We start from the raw sequence: 15,319 nt of genomic DNA on the forward strand, positions 1-15,319 counted from the left end.
GGGGGCCGGGGGCCCCCCCCGGGGGGGGGGGGCCCCCCCCCCCCCCCGCCCCCCCCCCCCCCCACCCCGCTACCGACGGTCGCGTCCGCCCTGCCGCCGCATCAGGCCGCGCGCCCCGGCCTCGATGGCGAGGCCGGCCAGCGCCACCACCAAGGCCACCCGGATGGACGTGGCATCCAGGACGAACCCCGTCGCGACGCCGAGGAAGAACGCGGCCGGGCCGATCACGACGGCCCCGACGACGACCTTGGCGACGGACGACCCACCGATGGAGAGCCGCTCACCTCGGCGACGCCGGTAGAGCACGATCCCGGCCAGCACGACGGCTGCTAGCCCGACCTGGAGGGCCCCGTCCGTGATCGCCCAGCCGTCGGCAATCGCTCGGACGAGGAGGCTGATCACGAGCGACAACGCGAGCAGCTGCACCACCACGACGGCCAGCAGTCGGGGAGTCGTGCGCGCCTCGAGATCCTCGTGCACCGGTCGGCCTCCGCTCTCGGGCGGGCGGCACGCGCATCGCGTCGCCTCGCTGAGGCCGAGCGTAGCCAATTTGCCAACCATGAGGCGGCGTCCAGACGGCGGGGTCGAGCCGGGTTCGACGTGCGCGCCGCTCGCCCGACGCATCTCAGGAGTTCCTCGCGCTCCAGCTCGTCGATGGGCCCGACGAAACCGACGATGAGCTCCGTCGTTCACCAGATGGATGTGGGGGCAGACCGCTGCACGGGGTGGTCCGTGGCGGGTCGCTCCCAGCCCTCAGATGATCCAACCGAGCCGGAGCGTGAACGCCAAGGGCTTCCAGCCGGGCTTCGCCACCGTGACTCCGACCACGAGATCGCCCGCCTGGTTCGGCGTCCAGGTGGGCCCGGTCGCGCCGGGCGCTGCGACTCCGTCGACGAACCAGCGGTAGTGCACCGTCGCGCCTGATGCGATCGCAGTGTGGGTGAGAACCGGGCCGCGGACGGTGAGGGCGCGACCGAAACGCGCGGGCCCGTCCACCCTCGGCGAGGCGGAGACCCAGCCGGCGGGCACGGCCCGCAGGGCGACCACGCCGAAGTGGAACGTGCCCGCGCGCGGCGCGTAGCCCGGCGCCGTGAACGCGATGTCCAGCGTCAGCCGGCGGCCCAGCGCCTCAGGACCGGGGACGGTAGTCGGGTCGGTCTCGCCGCTCACGGGCCGGCCGTCGAGCATCCACTGGTACGTCGCACGCGTGCCACGTACCACCGCCGTGTGGGTGAGGTGCGGGGCCGAGACGCCGACGACGGAGTCGAGGGTCGGGGTGCCCGACTTGGTGCCCGGCGAGACGATCCACCCGGCCGGAACGGGTGGGGCGCCGGGCTCCGCGATGGCCTGGGGCATGTCGGGCGCCAGCACCGAGGACGTGGATGGGACGTCTCCCGCCGCTGAGGCGGAGTACGGCAGCAGGGCGGCGAGCCCCACGACCGACAGCACCACTGTTGCGGCGGCTCCGGCCGCCCTGACGATCGTCGAACTGCGCACGTTTGTCGCCCCCAGGATTGACTGCTCGGAGCCTACAAGAGCCTCAGGCCCGGGCAGTGCCGAACAGGCGATGCCGAGTTCGAGCGGCGTTTCGGCCGACTCCGGGCTGCGACGCCCAGCGTCCGGGTCTCGCCCCACGTGATCGTCGGCGGCTCCTACTACCGCTACGTCACGCCGAGGATCTCTCGACCGGCCACGACGTCACCATCGGAGGCCAGTTCTTCGTGCCGTGGCTCTCGTCAGATCCTGCCGACGGCTGTTCGACCGGACTTGCCCCCGTCCCGCAGCCGCCGCAGCCGACGCATCTTGGACGTACGTTCACACTCAGCGTCCGGCGGTCGAGGAGCCAGTCCGCTCGAAGCACGCGGTTCCGACCTGGGGAAGCTGAACCGAGGAGCGTTGCTCCCGACGCGCTCCCCCAGACACAGAAGAGGCCGCCCCCGCTATCCGCGGAGACGGCCTCTGACCTGCTCGTTCTTCGGTCGGGCTGACAGGATTTGAACCTGCGACCCCTTGACCCCCAGTCAAGTGCGCTACCAAGCTGCGCCACAGCCCGAAGCCCGCCCAGGGTCACCGGGCGGAGCGGTCGGAACATTACCCCAGCCCCGCCGTACCCCCCGCATCGGGTCCGCGGGTGCGCGCGGCGAGGGCGACGGCGTCGTGCGGGGCGAACCCGCGGGCGTCGTTGTCGAAGTAGACGTAGACGTCGCGGGGACGCCCGTCGGGCGTGTCGGAACCCGTGGCCCAGCCCTCGATCCGCACCGCCCAGGCGTCGAGCTCCGCGGGCGTGTAGCCGCTGGCGTAGAGCGCTGTCGACCCGTGCAGTCGCACGTAGACGAAGTCCGCCGTGACCTGACCGAACATCGGCCAGCGCCCCGCCGTGTCCGCGACCGCGAGGGCCACCTCGTGCTCGCCGAGCAGGTCGTCGACGACCGGGGAGACGAACGACGAGGCCCGCGGCTCGAACGCGTGACGCAGCGGACGGTCCTCGTCGATCTCCAACCACGCCCGGTCGTCGAGCCGCGCATCGTGGTGGCGCGCATCGTGGTGGCGCGCCAGGTCGAGCGCCTCCCCCGTCGTCCGCGGCAGCGACCCGAGGAACCGCTGCAGCTGGTCGACGTCCAGCTCGTGGCGCTCGGGCAGCTGCCAGAGGACCGGGCCGAGCTGGTGACCGAGCGCCAGCACCCCGGAGGCGAAGAAGTTCGCCAGGGCCTGGTCCACCTCGCGCAGCCGCAGCATGTGCGTGATGTAGCGCGACCCCTTCACCGCCAGCACCACGTCGTCGGGCACCTGGGTGCGCCACCGCTGGTAGCTCGTCGGTCGCTGCAGCGAGTAGAACGAGCCGTTCAGCTCGATGGTGTCCATCCGCTCGGCGAGGTAGGTCAGCTCCGACCGCTGGGGCAGTCCCCTCGGGTAGAAGTCACCGCGCCACCGGGGGTAGCGCCAGCCGGAGACCCCGACGCGCACCCGCCCGCGGCGTACGGCGGTGGGCTCCGTCACGCGGGCGCCTCAGGCGTCGCCGGGCGCCGGGTCCGGGTCGCTGGCGGGCTCGGAGTCGGGGTCGAGCTGGCTCGTGTCGGGCTCGCGACCGTCCGGCGTGGGCGGCTCCGCGTCCTGGTCGTGGTCGTCGTGGGGGTCAGCCTGCACGCGGCGCTCGCTCGGGTCGGTGGTCATGCGGGGCCGGTACCCCGGGCAGCGGGCCCGACCCGCGCCGTACGGTGGCTCCCAGCACCGGAACCGACCCGCGGCACCCGCCGCGAGCAGAGGAGACCCGTGAAGTTCACCGAGCGCGAGATGACCGTCGCCGTCGAGGCCGTGGCCGCGCGGTCGTTCGAGGCACTTCCCCGGTTGCTGCGGAGCCGGGCGGGCGGCACGTCGTGGGACACGCTCTCCAAGGGTGATCGCTACCCGCTGCTCGCCGCCGCCGGCGACCTCGTGCTGCCGGCGCTCACCGCGCTTCCCGAGCGCCCGACGGTGGGTGCGCCGCCGGCGTTCTCGGACGAGGAGTACGAGGCGGCCGCCGAGGAGGCGCTCCGCCAGCGCGCGGACCGCAACGAGCCCGGGGCCTGGGACGCCACTGCGGAGCGCAAGCGCCGCAAGGCCGTCGCGGCGGGTGCCGCCGTGCTGCGGATCGCGGTCGCCGCGATGCCCGTGCGCCAGGATCCCGACGCGCTCATCGTGCCGGACCACCTCTGATCCGCTCCCCCGACCGACGATCCTCAGGTGAGGTCGGGCTCCTCGACCGTCGCCAGCGTCAGCACGGCCTCCTCGACCATCGCGCTCCGCTCGAGCTCGGCCTCCAGCGCCCGCAGGCGCCGCGCCACCTCCGGCTCGGGGGCGTCGCCCACGAGGTCGACGGCCGCGACCATGAAGACCCGCCGCGGCCCGACGTACTCCAGGTGCAGGTAGGTCACCCGCGCCACCTCGCGGTGGTCGCGCAGCTGGTCGAGCAGCCACGTCCGCAGCGCGGGCGGCACCCCCTCGCCGAGCAGGTAGTCCATGTTGCGGCGGATGAGGAACAGCGCGACGACGCCGAGCAGCACGCCGACCGCGATCGAGCCGAGCGCGTCCCACACCGGGTCGCCCGTCAGCTGGTGGGCGAGCACGCCGGCCCCGGCCAGCAGGAGGCCGATCAGCGCGGAGGAGTCCTCGAGGAAGACGGCGCGCAGGGTCGGGTCCGAGGTGCGGTAGACGAACGACAGCGGCCGCAGGTGCCAGCGGGCCGACTCGCGGCGCACCTGGCGGAGCGCCTGGAGGAACGAGATGCCCTCGAGCACGAAGGCGACGCCGAGCACGATGTAGTTGAGCGTGTACGCCGGCGACTCGGCCTCCGCGGTGCCCTGCAGCGACGCCCAGAGCGAGGTCGCCCCGTGCCACAGCGAGAGCACCGAGCCGGCCGTGAAGAGACCGAAGGCCGCGACCAGGGACCAGAGGTACGCCGCGCGCCCGTACCCCAGCGGCCGTGCGGCGTCGCGCGGGCGACCGCCCCGGCGCTCCGCCGCGAGGAGCGCGACCTCGTTGCCGGTGTCGGCCCAGGAGTGCGCTGCCTCGGCCACCATCGAGGCCGAGCCCGTGATCGCGGCCGCGACGGACTTCGCGACCGCGATGAGGGCGTTGGCGGCGAGCGCGACCAGCACGGTCACCAGCGACTCGCCGCCCTGACCGGGTGGCTCGACGGAGCGGACGGCCTCCGCGGTCACGTCGCTCTGGTGCTGATCAGGATCCGCCACACGCTCACTCTGCCACCGGGCGCCAGCGGCACCCACTGTCGGTTGTAGCCTCAACTGTCATGAGCATCCTCCGCGTGACCACGGCGACCACGAGCTGGGAGGACGGCGAGCACGACGGCCGCCCGACCGTGGTGCTGGCGCACGGCTACGGCGCCCACGAGGGCACGCTCCTCGGCGTCGCCCGGCTCCTCCCCGACGGCGTCGCCTGGGCGCTGCTGCGCGCGCCGCTCGAGCTCGCACCGGGCAGCCACGCGTGGTTCCCGATCTCGACACCGGGCAGCCCCGACCCGGCGGACGTCGCGCCCGGCGTCGACGCGGCCCACGCCTGGGTCACGGCGCACGTCCCCGCCCCGACCACGGTCCTGCCCGTCGGCTTCTCCCAGGGCGGGCTCGTGGCGTCCCAGCTCCTCCGCACCCGGCCCGACCGGTATGCCGGCGCCGGGCTGCTCGGCGGCTTCGTGCTGCAGGGCGAGGTGGCGGGCGACGCGGTCCTGCGCCGTACCCGGCCGCCCGTCTTCTCCGGTCGTGGTGACGCCGACACCGTCATCGCGCCGCACGCCGTCGCCCGCACCGACACCTGGCTGCCGGAGCACACGACGGCGACCACCGCGTCGTACCCCGGGCTGGGCCACACGATCTCCGCCACCGAGGCGCGCGACCTGGCGCGCTTCGTCGCGGGGGCGCTGCTCTAGGTCGTCGCCGCATCGTCGGGAGGGCGGGGTAGCCTCCCGGCCCGTGCCCCCCACCGCCACGCCACCCTCGTCCCTGCGCGCTGTCGCCGTCTTCTGCGGGTCGTCGTTCGGCGACTCCCCCGCGTTCGAGGAGGCCGCCCGCCTCGTCGGGCGCACGCTCGCGGAGCGTGGGACCACGGTGGTGTACGGCGGGGGTCGGGTCGGCCTCATGGGCACGGTCGCCGACGCCGCCCTCGCGGCCGGGGGCGACGTCGTGGGCGTGATCCCCCGGGCGCTCGACGCACGCGAGCTCAGCCACACCGGGTGCACCGAGCTCCTCGTCGTCGAGACGATGCACGAGCGGAAGGCCCTCATGGCGGAGCGCGCGGACGCCTTCCTCACGCTGCCTGGTGGCGCCGGCACGCTCGAGGAGGTCGCCGAGCAGTGGACGTGGGCGCAGCTGTCGATCCACGCCAAGCGGAGCGGGTTCCTCGACGTCGACGGGTTCTGGTCCCCGCTGCGGGAGATGCGGGACCGGATGGTCGAGCGCGGGTTCGTGCGTCCCGCCCAGGGCGAGATCGTCGCCTTCGACGACGACCTGGACCGTCTCCTCGCGACGCTCGCCTCCCCGCCGACCTGGTCGGACAAGTGGGGCGGCCCGCGCGACGTGCCGCCGCCGGTCTAGCCGGTCTAGCCGGCCCCGCCGGGGTGCGGTTCGGACCGCCACGACCACACGGCCGCGACGAGCGCGGCCAGGAGCAGGGCGGTCGACGTGCCGATCCCCCACCGCAGCGCCACGTCCGGGTCGTCGAGCCGCTCGACCGCCACCTGGTACGCCGTCATGGTCACGGCGGCACCGATGGCCGCCCCGATCCGCTGACCCGTCTGGAGAGCGCCGCCCGCGGCACCGCCCATCCGCGTGGGCACGTCAGCGAGGGACAGGGTCATGTTGGGCGAGACGACCGCGCCACCGCCCGCACCCGCCACCAGCAGGGGCACCGACAGCGCGAGCCAGAGCGGCAGCCCCGCGGGCACGACGAGCGCCAGCACCACGAGGGCGCTCAGCATGACGACGAGCGCTCCGACGGTGAGCACGCGTCCCACGCGGTCCACGACGCGGCCCGCGACGGGCGAGGCGACCGCCGACCCGACGGCGAAGGGGCACAGGAGCAGGCCCGCCTGCAGGGCCGTGAGGCCGCGGCCCTCCTGCAGGAACACGCTGAGCACGAGGAACACGCCGGTGAACCCGGTGAAGTAGAGGGCGCCGATGGTGACGCCGCTCGCGTAGCCGGGCGTGCGACGCAGCAGGCCCACGTCGAGCAGCGGGGCTCCCCCGCGCCGTACGACGCGGTGCTCCCACCGCACGAACGCGACCGCGAACACGGGCACCAGCACGAGGAGCGGCAGGAGCGCCACCGTGCCGCCCTCCACGTTCACCACCGGGATGAGCACGGCCAGGACGGTCGCCCCCAGCAGCACCGCCCCGAGCAGGTCGAGGTGGACGCGGCCGGCGCCGCTGGCCGGGTCGCGGCCGGGGACCAGCCGCAGGATCGGCACGAGGAGCAGGAGGCCGATCGGGACGTTGACGAGGAAGATCCAGCGCCAGCCGTCCTCGGCGCCGGCGACGGCGATGATGAGGCCGCCGAGCACCGGCCCCAGGGCGGACGAGACGGAGACGACCAGACCGAAGGTGCCGAAGGCGACGCCGCGCTCACGACCACGGAACAGGGTCTGGATGAGGCCCGAGTTCTGGGGCGTCAGCAGGCCGGCCGACGCGCCCTGGACGAGACGGGCGACGACGAGCCAGGTGGCGTCGGGGGCGAGGCCCGCCGCCGCGCTCGAGGCGACGAAGCCGAGGAGGCCGATGACCATGAGGCAACGACGACCGTAGGCGTCACCGAGGCGACCGCCGGTCACGAGCGTGAGCCCGAAGGCGAGGGCGTAGCCCGAGACGACCCACTGGATCGTGCCCGGCGCGGCCTCGAGCCCGGACCGCATCGAGGGGATGGCGACGTTCACGATGGTCACGTCGAGCAGCACCATGAAGCCGACCACGAGGCTCACCCCGAGGATGCGCCACCGGTGGGGGTCGGGCTGCCACTCGTCGGCGGTGTCGACCGCCGCTCCTGCACCGGGCTCGGCGCTGGCCGCCGGCGTCGTGTCCGTCACCCGGTCACGCTAGCGCCGGGGGCCAACGCGTCGAACCCCGCTCAGCGGCGCCTCCGTCGGGCAGCGCGAACTGGATGCGCTGGATCGACGCCGAGATCGGCGCGAACAGCTCGTCCCGGATGCGGTTGTGCTCGGGGTCCCGGTCGTAGCGCCGGTAGTCCTCGTCGGTCGCGAAGTCGACCGTGAGCGCGTAGGAGGCGTTGCCGGAGCGGAGACCTCGGTCCTGGCCCGCGACGAGCCGGAGCTCGAGCCCGTCGACGCGCAGGTCGCGCAGGGCCTGGAGCGCCTCCTCGACCTTGACGGTGGTCACACCCGGATGAACGACACCCACGACGACGTTGCGGATCATGCAGCCATGCTGTCCGGTGCTGCCCCGGATCGGGTCCGCCGGAACAGATCGAGAGAGGAACCCATGACCGACGCCACGTCCACGACCGCCCGCAGCACCCAGGTGCAGCTCGTCCGCCGCCCGCAGGGCTGGCCCGACGACGCCGACTTCCGCACCGTGGAGGTCGAGCTGCCGCCGCTGGGCGACGGCGAGGTGCGCGTGGCCAACGAGTTCATGTCCGTGGACCCCTACATGCGGGGCCGGATGAACGAGGGCAAGAGCTACATCCCGCCGTTCGCGCTCGGCGAGACCATGACCGGTGGCGCGGTGGGCCGCGTCGTCGCGTCACGATCGGACGGCCTCCCCGTCGGCACCGCGGTGCGACACGACCTCGGGTGGCGCGACGTGGCCCAGGGCACCGCGTCGAGGTTCCGGCCCGTGCAGGAGGTGCCGGGCACCTCGCTCTCCGTGCACCTCGGCGTGCTCGGCATGACGGGCCTGACGGCGTTCGTCGGCCTCACCGCGATCGCCGGCATCGAGGAGGGCGACACCGTCTTCGTCTCCGGCGCCGCGGGCGCGGTCGGCAGCACCGCGGGCCAGCTCGCCCGGCTGCTCGGCGCCGGCCGTGTCATCGGCTCGGCGGGCGGACCCGAGAAGGGCCGTCTGCTCACGGAGCGGTACGGCTACGACGCGGCCATCGACTACAAGGCGGGCCCCGTCGCGGAGCAGCTCGCCCAGGCCGCCCCCGACGGCGTCGACCTCTACTTCGACAACGTCGGCGGTGACCACCTCGAGGCGGCGCTCGGCGCGATGAACCGCGGGGGCCGCGCCGCCCTCTGCGGCGCGATCGTGGGCTACAACGCGGAGGAGCCGGTGCCCGGCCCGCGCAACATGTTCCGGATCATCACCCAGGGCCTGACCCTGAAGGGCTTCACGCTGGGCGACTGGGCCCACCTCTCCGGCGAGTTCGGCGAGAAGATGGCGACATGGTTCGCCGAGGGCCGCATCAACCACGACGAGACCGTCGTCGACGGGATCGAGAACGCCGTCGACGCGTTCCGCTCGATGATGCGCGGCGGGAACGTCGGCAAGATGGTCGTGCGCGTCGGCGGGTGATCCCGACGGGTGGGGTCCGTCCGCTGGACCCCACCCGGGCGCCTGCGGTTTGATGCGGCCGGCGGCAACGCGCTGCCCGGCAGGAGGGGAGATCGACGTGCTGGTGGCCGGACTGGTCCTGACGGGCGTGGCGGCGCTCATCCACCTCTACATCTTCCTGCTCGAGTCGGTGTGGTGGCGCTCCCGCGCACGTGCCGTCTTCGGCACCACGCCGGAGCAGGCGGAGCAGACCGCCGAGATGGCGTTCAACCAGGGCTTCTACAACCTGTTCCTCGCCCTCGGCATCGCGATCGGCACCGTGCTGGTGGCGCTCGACGAGCGGACGGTGGGGCTGACGCTGGTGCTGTTCGCAGCCGCCTCGATGGTGGCCGCCGGTCTCGTGCTGGTGCTCAGCTCGCCGGCCAAGGCACGCCCGGCCCTCATCCAGCTGTCACCGCCGCTCGTCGGCGGGGTGCTCCTGGTGGCCTCCCTGCTCTGAGGTCGCCTCACCGGAAGTCCCGGGACCGTGCGCGGGCCTGGAGCACCTGACCCGCTCCGGGCACGACGACGTCGATCGCCTCGATGCGGTCCGCGACGAGGTTGGTGACCCCGTCGTTGCGCTCCACGATCCCGCGCACCACCACCGCCACCCGGTTGCGCGCCGCGTGGCGGTGGCGGGTGAACACGCCCACCGAGCACACGACGTTGAGCATCCCGGTCTCGTCCTCGAGGTTGAGGAACGTGATGCCCTGCGCCGTGCCCGGACGCTGCCGGTGGGTGACCAACCCGGCCACGTGCACGCGCCGTCCGTGCTCCACGCCCCCTGTCTCGACGGGCCCGGTGAGGTCGGTGACGGCACGCACCCCCGCGTCGTGCAGGAGCTCCCGCAAGTGCTCGACCGGGTGTCGTTCCGGTGAGATGCGCGTCGCCCAGAGATCGGCGAGCGTCTCCTCCACCTCCGTCATGCCCGGAAGCGTCGGCGCGGCCGGTGCGGGCGTCGTGCCGGGCAGGTGGTCGCCACGCTCGGCGTAGCCCGACGCCCACAGCGCCTCCCTGCGGCTCAGTCCGAACCCGCCCAGCGCGCCCGCCGTCGCCAGGGCCTCGAGCTGCGTCGTCGTGAGGTCGACGCGCCGCGAGAGATCAGTGACGTCCCGGTACGGCGCCACCCGTCGCTCCTCGACGATCCTCCGCGCCACGTCGAGGCCGATGCCCTTGACCTCGTCGAGGCCGAGCCGCACGGCGAAGTCACCGTCCCGCCGGTGCTCGACCTGCTCCGGGAAGGCCGTCGCCGGCACCTCCGCGTCGGGGGCGAGTCGCTCGAGGTCGGCCTGCGCCGACGAGCGCAGCACGTCGGGACGCAGCACCTTGACCCCGTGGCGCCGGGCGTCGGCGACGAGCGACTGCGGCGAGTAGAAACCCATCGGCTGGTTGCGCAGCAGCCCCGCCAGGAACGCTGCCGGGTGGTGCAGCTTGAACCACGACGAGTGGTAGACCAGCAACGCGAAGCTCAGTGCGTGCGACTCGGCGAAGCCGAAGTTGGCGAAGGAGAGGATCTGGGCGTAGATCGCGTCGGCCTTGCGCCCCGTGATCCCCCGACGCCCCATGCCGGCGTAGAGCTTCTCCTTCACGGACTCGATGCGCTCCACACCACGCTTCGACCCCATGGCACGGCGCAGCAGGTCGGCGTCGTCGTGGCTGCAGTCGCCGATCGCGACCGCCATCGCCATCAGCTGCTCCTGGAAGAGCGGCACGCCCAGCGTGCGCTCGAGGACGGGCTCGAGGTCGGGGTGGTCGAAGGACACCGGCTCCTTGCCCGTCGCCCTCCGCACGTAGGGGTGGACGGCACCACCCTGGATGGGCCCGGGACGGATGAGGGCGATCTCGATCGCGAGGTCGTAGAAGCAGCGAGGTTGCAGCCGCGGGAGGGTGCCGATCTGGGCCCGGCTCTCGACCTGGAACACGCCGATCGAGTCGGCGCGACACAGCATGTCGTAGACCTCGGGCTCCTCGCGCGGCACCGTGTCCAGGCGCCAGCGCACCCCGGTGTGCTCGTGCACGAGCCGCATCATGTGGTCGAGCGCGCCCAGCATGCCGAGACCGAGCAGGTCGAACTTCACCAGGCCCATCGACTCAGCGGCGTCCTTGTCCCACTGGATGACGGTGCGCCTGTCCATCCGGGCCCGCTCGATGGGCACCACCTCACCGATGGGCTGCTCGGTGAGCACCATGCCGCCCGAGTGGATCCCCAGGTGTCGTGGAGCACCGACGAGCTGCTCGGCCAGGTCGACCACCGGGGTGGGGATGTCGAGGCTGCGGTCCACCTCGCGCCCCCAGCCGTCGACCTGCTTGCTCCAGGCGTCCTGCTGGCCCGTCGAGTGCCCCAGCGCCTTCGCGGCGTCACGGACCGCCATGCGCGGCCGGTAGGTGATCACGTTGGCCACCTGGGCCGCGTTGTGCCGGCCGTAGGTGTCGTAGACCCACTGGATCACCTCCTCGCGTCGGTCGGAGTCGAAGTCGACGTCGATGTCGGGCTCCTCGTCACGGTGCACGGAGATGAACCGCTCGAAGGGCAGCCGGTAGAACACCGCGTCCACCGCCGTGATCCCCAGCGCGTAGCAGACCGCCGAGCTGGCGGCGCTCCCCCGCCCCTGGCAGAGGATCTCCTGCTCGCGGGCGAACGCGACGATGTCGTGGACGATCACGAAGTAGCCGCTGAAGCCCTTGTCCTCGATGACGGCCAGCTCCCGTTCGATGCGCTCGCGCGCCTCGTGCTCGACGTCGCGACCGGCGTACCGCTGCGCGAACCCCCGGTCCACCAGCTCCCGCAGCCAGCTGGCCGCCGTGTAGCCGGTCGGGACGCCGCGCGACGGCAGCCGGGGCTTCGCCTTCTGCAGGTCGAAGCCCAGCTCGTCGGCGAGCGCCACGCTGCGGGCGACCGCCCCGTCGTACCGCCCCAGCAGACGCATCATCTCCGCCCCGCTGCGCAGGTAGGCCGCCGGGCCCGCCGGGAGCCAGCCGTCCATGTCGCCCAGGCTGCGTCGTGCGCGGACCGCCGCCACCGCGCCCGCGAGCCGGTGACCCGCCGGGGTCGCGTGGTGGACGTTGTTGGTGGCCACGACCGGGAGGCCGAGGTCGGCGGCGACGGCCGCCAGCAGGTCGTTGGTCTCCCGGTCGGACGGGCGACCGTGGTGGGAGAGCTCGACGGTGACGTTGTCCGCACCGAACCGCTGCGCCAGCAGGTCGACCTCCGCCCGCGCCGCGCGGGGCCCGCCCGAGGCGAGAGCGGTGCGGACCGTGCCCTTGCGGCAACCGGTCAGCACCATCCAGTGGCCCCGCCCGCGCTCCGCGAGCTCGTCGATGTCGTAGACCGGCCGTCCCTTCTCGTCGCCGCGCAGGTGCGCGTCGGTCATGGCGGCCGCCAGGCGGTGGTAGCCCTCCACCCCGCGGGCCAGCACCAGCAGGTGGGCACCCTCCGGGTCGGCCACCCCGTTCTGCGGACCGCTCAGCCCGAGGGACAGCTCCGCGCCGTACACCGTCCGCAGGGCAGCACCCTCCACCGCGGCGGCCGCCTCGGCCAGCATCGGCGCCCCGTAGAACCCGTCGTGGTCGGTCAAGGCGATCCCGTGGAGCCCCAGACGAGCGGCCTCGACGACCAGGTCCTCCGGCGAGCTCGCCCCGTCGAGGAAGCTGTAGTGGCTGTGGCAGTGCAGCTCCGCGTAGGGCACCGCACCCACCGGCGCCTCCACCGAGACACTCTCTGGTCGTCGCCGACGCCGACGCGAGATCGGTGCGTCGTCAGCGCCGGGGCGCGCCGACAACCGCCGCTCCAGCTCGCTCCACGGCACCGCCGGGTTGTTCCATCCCATGGTGGCACTTTATCGAACATGTGTTCGGGATGGATTCTTCTTCCACAGCCGGTACGTCGCCTGGTCGGGTCTCGCTCAGGACTGTCGGTGGGTGCGGGTTGAGTGGTGGCCATGACGGGGGTCAGCTCTTCTGGTGACGCCGATGGCTTCGAGCCACCGGTGCCGGAGCCCCCTGGCGAGTTCCTGGTCGACGAGCCGGTGCCGGACTGGTTGGAGCACGCCTTCACCACCGGGGAGTGGCCTGCGGAGGCGACGCTGGGGTGCCGGATCGTGGACCGGGAGGGTCGGTACGACGCGTCTGAGCCCGTCGCGGAGCCCGAGCCTGGGTGGGCGGTGCCCGGGGTCGCCTCGGGTGCGGGTGGGGTCGACCTGGGGCATCCGGTGCTGGAGGCCATCCGGGGGGCCACAGCTGTGCTCGACGCCGACGGGCGCACCGGCCTCGGATGGTTGAGTGCCCCGCAGACCGGGGCCGCGCTCATCGACGCCCACCGCCTCGTAGCACGAGCCTCCGCACTGGTCGCGGTGCTCGTGCAGCACGCCGAGGACGTCGAGCTGCACCGACAGAACGGTGCCTCCACCGCTGCGGTGTGGCTGGCGAACGCCGCGACCATCACCCGCCGCGATGCCTACCGATTCGCCCGCGTCGGTGGGGCCATCGACGGCACCGCAACCGACGCTGAGCCCGGCACTGAGTCCGGTGCTGAGCCGGGCGGCGCGGTGGTCGACGCTGGCCTCAGCACGACGGGCGTCAGCGCGGCGGGGCGCTACCGGGCCCACCTCGGCCCCGGCTGCCTGACCGGCGTCGTCAACACCGAGCAGGCCGACGTCATCGTCAAGGCCCTCGACGCGCTACCCGACGAGCTACCGGACCAGCTGCGGCTGCTGGCGGAGGAGACGCTGGTCGGGTTCGCCGCCGACCACGACGCGAAGGCCCTACGAGCGCTCGGGAAGAAGATCCTCACCGTCATCGCACCCGAGGTGGGCGAAGCACACGACGCCGCTCTCCTCGAACGCGAGGAGCGCGAGGCCCGAGCCGCCTCACGGCTCAGCATGGTCTCCGACGGGCACGGCAAGGTCCACGGACGGTTCACCCTGCCCGAGCTGCACGGCGCGATGCTCCGCAAAGCCCTCGACGCCTACGCCGCACCAAAGCACCTCAACACCAACGAGGACCCCGAGCAGCGGTTCGTCACCGGACGGCCCACACCGGAGCGCTACGGACGGGCCTTCCAACAGCTGCTGGAGATGCTCGACCACAAGGACCTCCCCGCCACCGGTGGCATGGGCGCGACCGTCGTCGTCACCATGACCCTCGAATCACTCCGCGGGGGCCTCGCCTCAGCGTCCCTCGACACCGGCGGCACCCTCAGTGCATCCGAGGCACGACGCCTGGCGTGCGAGGCGGGGATCATCCCCGCGGTGCTCGGCACGAAGAGCGAGGTCCTCGACCTCGGCCGCACGACCCGCTTCCACACCCGGGCCATGCGCCTCGCGATGGCCATCAGGGACGGCGGCTGCGTCGCCGAAGGCTGCACGAGACCACCCCACCAGACCCACGCCCACCACCTCACCGCATGGTTCAACGGCGGCCACACCACCGTGAACGACGGCTGCCTCCTCTGCGACCAGCACCACCACCAGATCCACGACCCGCTCTACCTCGTCGAACGACTCGGCACCGGCAAGCTCCGCTTCACGAGGCGGACGTGAGCGACCGGCCCCGACCGAGCCACGCGACACAACGCGCGCGGCGACTAGCCTGACCGCGTGACTGCGCGCGAGACCCTTCCCGGGCTCTGGGAGCTGCCGCTGGAGGCGACGTCGTCGGACGCGACAGCGCTGATCCCGCCCGACCTGGGCGCCACCGTCGGCCATCCGCTCGACGTGGGGCACATCCACCACGTGCAGGGGATGCTCGGCGTGGTCCACGGGCTGCGGTTCTCGCCCCTGCCGAGGCCCGCGGACTGGGCGTACCTGACGTGCAGTCGCGGCGAGGTGCTCGTGCTCGTGGTCGACGTGCGCGTGGGCTCGCCGTCGTTCGGCCGTCACCACGAGGTCCGCTTGGCGGCCCGCGCCAGCGAGCCGCCCGACACCACCGCCACCGGCACCGCCACGGCGCCGCCCGCCACCGCCACGGCGCCGCCCACCACCGCCACGGCGCCGCCGGCCGCCGGGCTCTACGTCGGAGCCGGCCTCGCCCACGGCTTCACGGCGTTGGTCGACGACAGCGTGCTCACGCACCTCGGCCCGCGTGGACGACGGCCGGAGAAGGATCGACTGGTCCACGCGTTCGACCCGTCCCTGAAGCTGCCCTGGCCGATCGACACCGGCGCGGGCAACGACCGCTCCGTCCTCACCCTCCCGCCCGAGGGTGCGGACGCCCCCCTGCTCACCGCACTGAAGAAGGCATCCCGCCTCCCGACCTGGGCCGACTGGCGCACCCACCCCACCGAGCGCGGCTGA

The 15,319-nt window shown here is 73.2% G+C and carries 15 protein-coding genes and 1 tRNA gene; 7 read left to right on the plus strand and 9 right to left on the minus strand.

Translation table 11 applies throughout. The annotated features are described in order from the left end of the window. Window positions 1-69: 69 nt before the first annotated feature. From G3T38_RS09410 to G3T38_RS09430, 5 genes are all read right to left on the minus strand, one after another. The gene (locus tag G3T38_RS09410; RefSeq protein WP_163772028.1) at window positions 70-480 is read right to left on the minus strand and encodes a hypothetical protein; all 411 of its coding nucleotides are present in this window, start codon (window positions 478-480) and stop codon (window positions 70-72) included. A gap of 273 nt (window positions 481-753) precedes the next feature. Continuing rightward, window positions 754-1,497 (minus strand): hypothetical protein, encoded by a 744-nt coding sequence (locus G3T38_RS09415; protein ID WP_163772029.1) that lies wholly within the window; start codon window positions 1,495-1,497, stop codon window positions 754-756. A gap of 482 nt (window positions 1,498-1,979) precedes the next feature. Further along, a tRNA-Pro gene (locus tag G3T38_RS09420) sits at window positions 1,980-2,053 on the minus strand. A 38-nt stretch (window positions 2,054-2,091) separates the two neighbouring features. Continuing rightward, window positions 2,092-2,997 carry a DUF72 domain-containing protein gene (locus G3T38_RS09425; RefSeq protein WP_338037561.1) on the minus strand — a complete coding sequence of 302 codons (906 nt, stop codon included), beginning with the start codon at window positions 2,995-2,997 and terminating at the stop codon, window positions 2,092-2,094. A 9-nt stretch (window positions 2,998-3,006) separates the two neighbouring features. Beyond that, complete coding sequence (locus tag G3T38_RS09430; protein WP_163772030.1) at window positions 3,007-3,171, minus strand: hypothetical protein; 165 nt, start codon at window positions 3,169-3,171, stop codon at window positions 3,007-3,009. Window positions 3,172-3,270: 99 nt separating this feature from the next. Between G3T38_RS09430 and G3T38_RS09435 the strand changes: the two genes are divergently transcribed. Then, window positions 3,271-3,693, plus strand: coding sequence for a hypothetical protein (locus tag G3T38_RS09435; protein WP_163772031.1), 423 nt, complete (start codon window positions 3,271-3,273; stop codon window positions 3,691-3,693). Between the two features lie 23 nt (window positions 3,694-3,716). Here G3T38_RS09435 and G3T38_RS09440 read toward each other — a convergent pair whose 3' ends face one another. Continuing rightward, on the minus strand, window positions 3,717-4,727 hold the full coding sequence (locus tag G3T38_RS09440; RefSeq protein WP_338037562.1) for a cation diffusion facilitator family transporter: 1,011 nt from the start codon (window positions 4,725-4,727) through the stop codon (window positions 3,717-3,719). Between the two features lie 59 nt (window positions 4,728-4,786). Here G3T38_RS09440 and G3T38_RS21015 point away from each other — a divergent pair, with 59 nt between their 5' ends. Beyond that, entirely contained in the window at window positions 4,787-5,419 is a 633-nt protein-coding gene (locus G3T38_RS21015; RefSeq protein WP_194247569.1) for an alpha/beta hydrolase, read from the plus strand. Window positions 5,420-5,462: 43 nt separating this feature from the next. Beyond that, window positions 5,463-6,083 carry an LOG family protein gene (locus G3T38_RS21020; protein WP_338037563.1) on the plus strand — a complete coding sequence of 207 codons (621 nt, stop codon included), beginning with the start codon at window positions 5,463-5,465 and terminating at the stop codon, window positions 6,081-6,083. Window positions 6,084-6,088: 5 nt separating this feature from the next. Here G3T38_RS21020 and G3T38_RS09450 read toward each other — a convergent pair whose 3' ends face one another. Together G3T38_RS09450 and G3T38_RS09455 are read right to left on the minus strand one after the other, a co-directional pair. Next, a complete protein-coding gene (locus tag G3T38_RS09450) occupies window positions 6,089-7,567 on the minus strand; it encodes an MFS transporter (protein ID WP_338037564.1) in 1,479 nt (492 codons plus the stop codon). Between the two features lie 4 nt (window positions 7,568-7,571). After that, window positions 7,572-7,916, minus strand: a complete 345-nt coding sequence (locus G3T38_RS09455; protein ID WP_163772033.1) for a Dabb family protein — start codon at window positions 7,914-7,916, stop codon at window positions 7,572-7,574. Window positions 7,917-7,979: 63 nt separating this feature from the next. On the opposite strand from G3T38_RS09455, the gene G3T38_RS09460 reads away from it, so the two are divergent. Further along, window positions 7,980-9,011, plus strand: a complete 1,032-nt coding sequence (locus G3T38_RS09460) for an NADP-dependent oxidoreductase (protein WP_163772034.1) — start codon at window positions 7,980-7,982, stop codon at window positions 9,009-9,011. 103 nt (window positions 9,012-9,114) lie between these two features. Next, entirely contained in the window at window positions 9,115-9,489 is a 375-nt protein-coding gene (locus G3T38_RS09465) for a DUF1304 domain-containing protein (RefSeq protein WP_338037565.1), read from the plus strand. Window positions 9,490-9,496: 7 nt separating this feature from the next. Here G3T38_RS09465 and G3T38_RS09470 read toward each other — a convergent pair whose 3' ends face one another. Next, entirely contained in the window at window positions 9,497-12,856 is a 3,360-nt protein-coding gene (locus tag G3T38_RS09470) for an error-prone DNA polymerase (RefSeq protein ID WP_163772036.1), read from the minus strand. Between the two features lie 111 nt (window positions 12,857-12,967). On the opposite strand from G3T38_RS09470, the gene G3T38_RS09475 reads away from it, so the two are divergent. Next, window positions 12,968-14,566 carry an HNH endonuclease signature motif containing protein gene (locus tag G3T38_RS09475; protein ID WP_163772037.1) on the plus strand — a complete coding sequence of 533 codons (1,599 nt, stop codon included), beginning with the start codon at window positions 12,968-12,970 and terminating at the stop codon, window positions 14,564-14,566. A gap of 57 nt (window positions 14,567-14,623) precedes the next feature. Beyond that, window positions 14,624-15,319, plus strand: coding sequence for a dTDP-4-dehydrorhamnose 3,5-epimerase family protein (locus tag G3T38_RS09480; RefSeq protein ID WP_163772038.1), 696 nt, complete (start codon window positions 14,624-14,626; stop codon window positions 15,317-15,319).

The sequence above is a fragment of the Nocardioides zeae genome (assembly GCF_010686755.1).
Lineage (GTDB): Bacteria > Actinomycetota > Actinomycetes > Propionibacteriales > Nocardioidaceae > Nocardioides > Nocardioides zeae.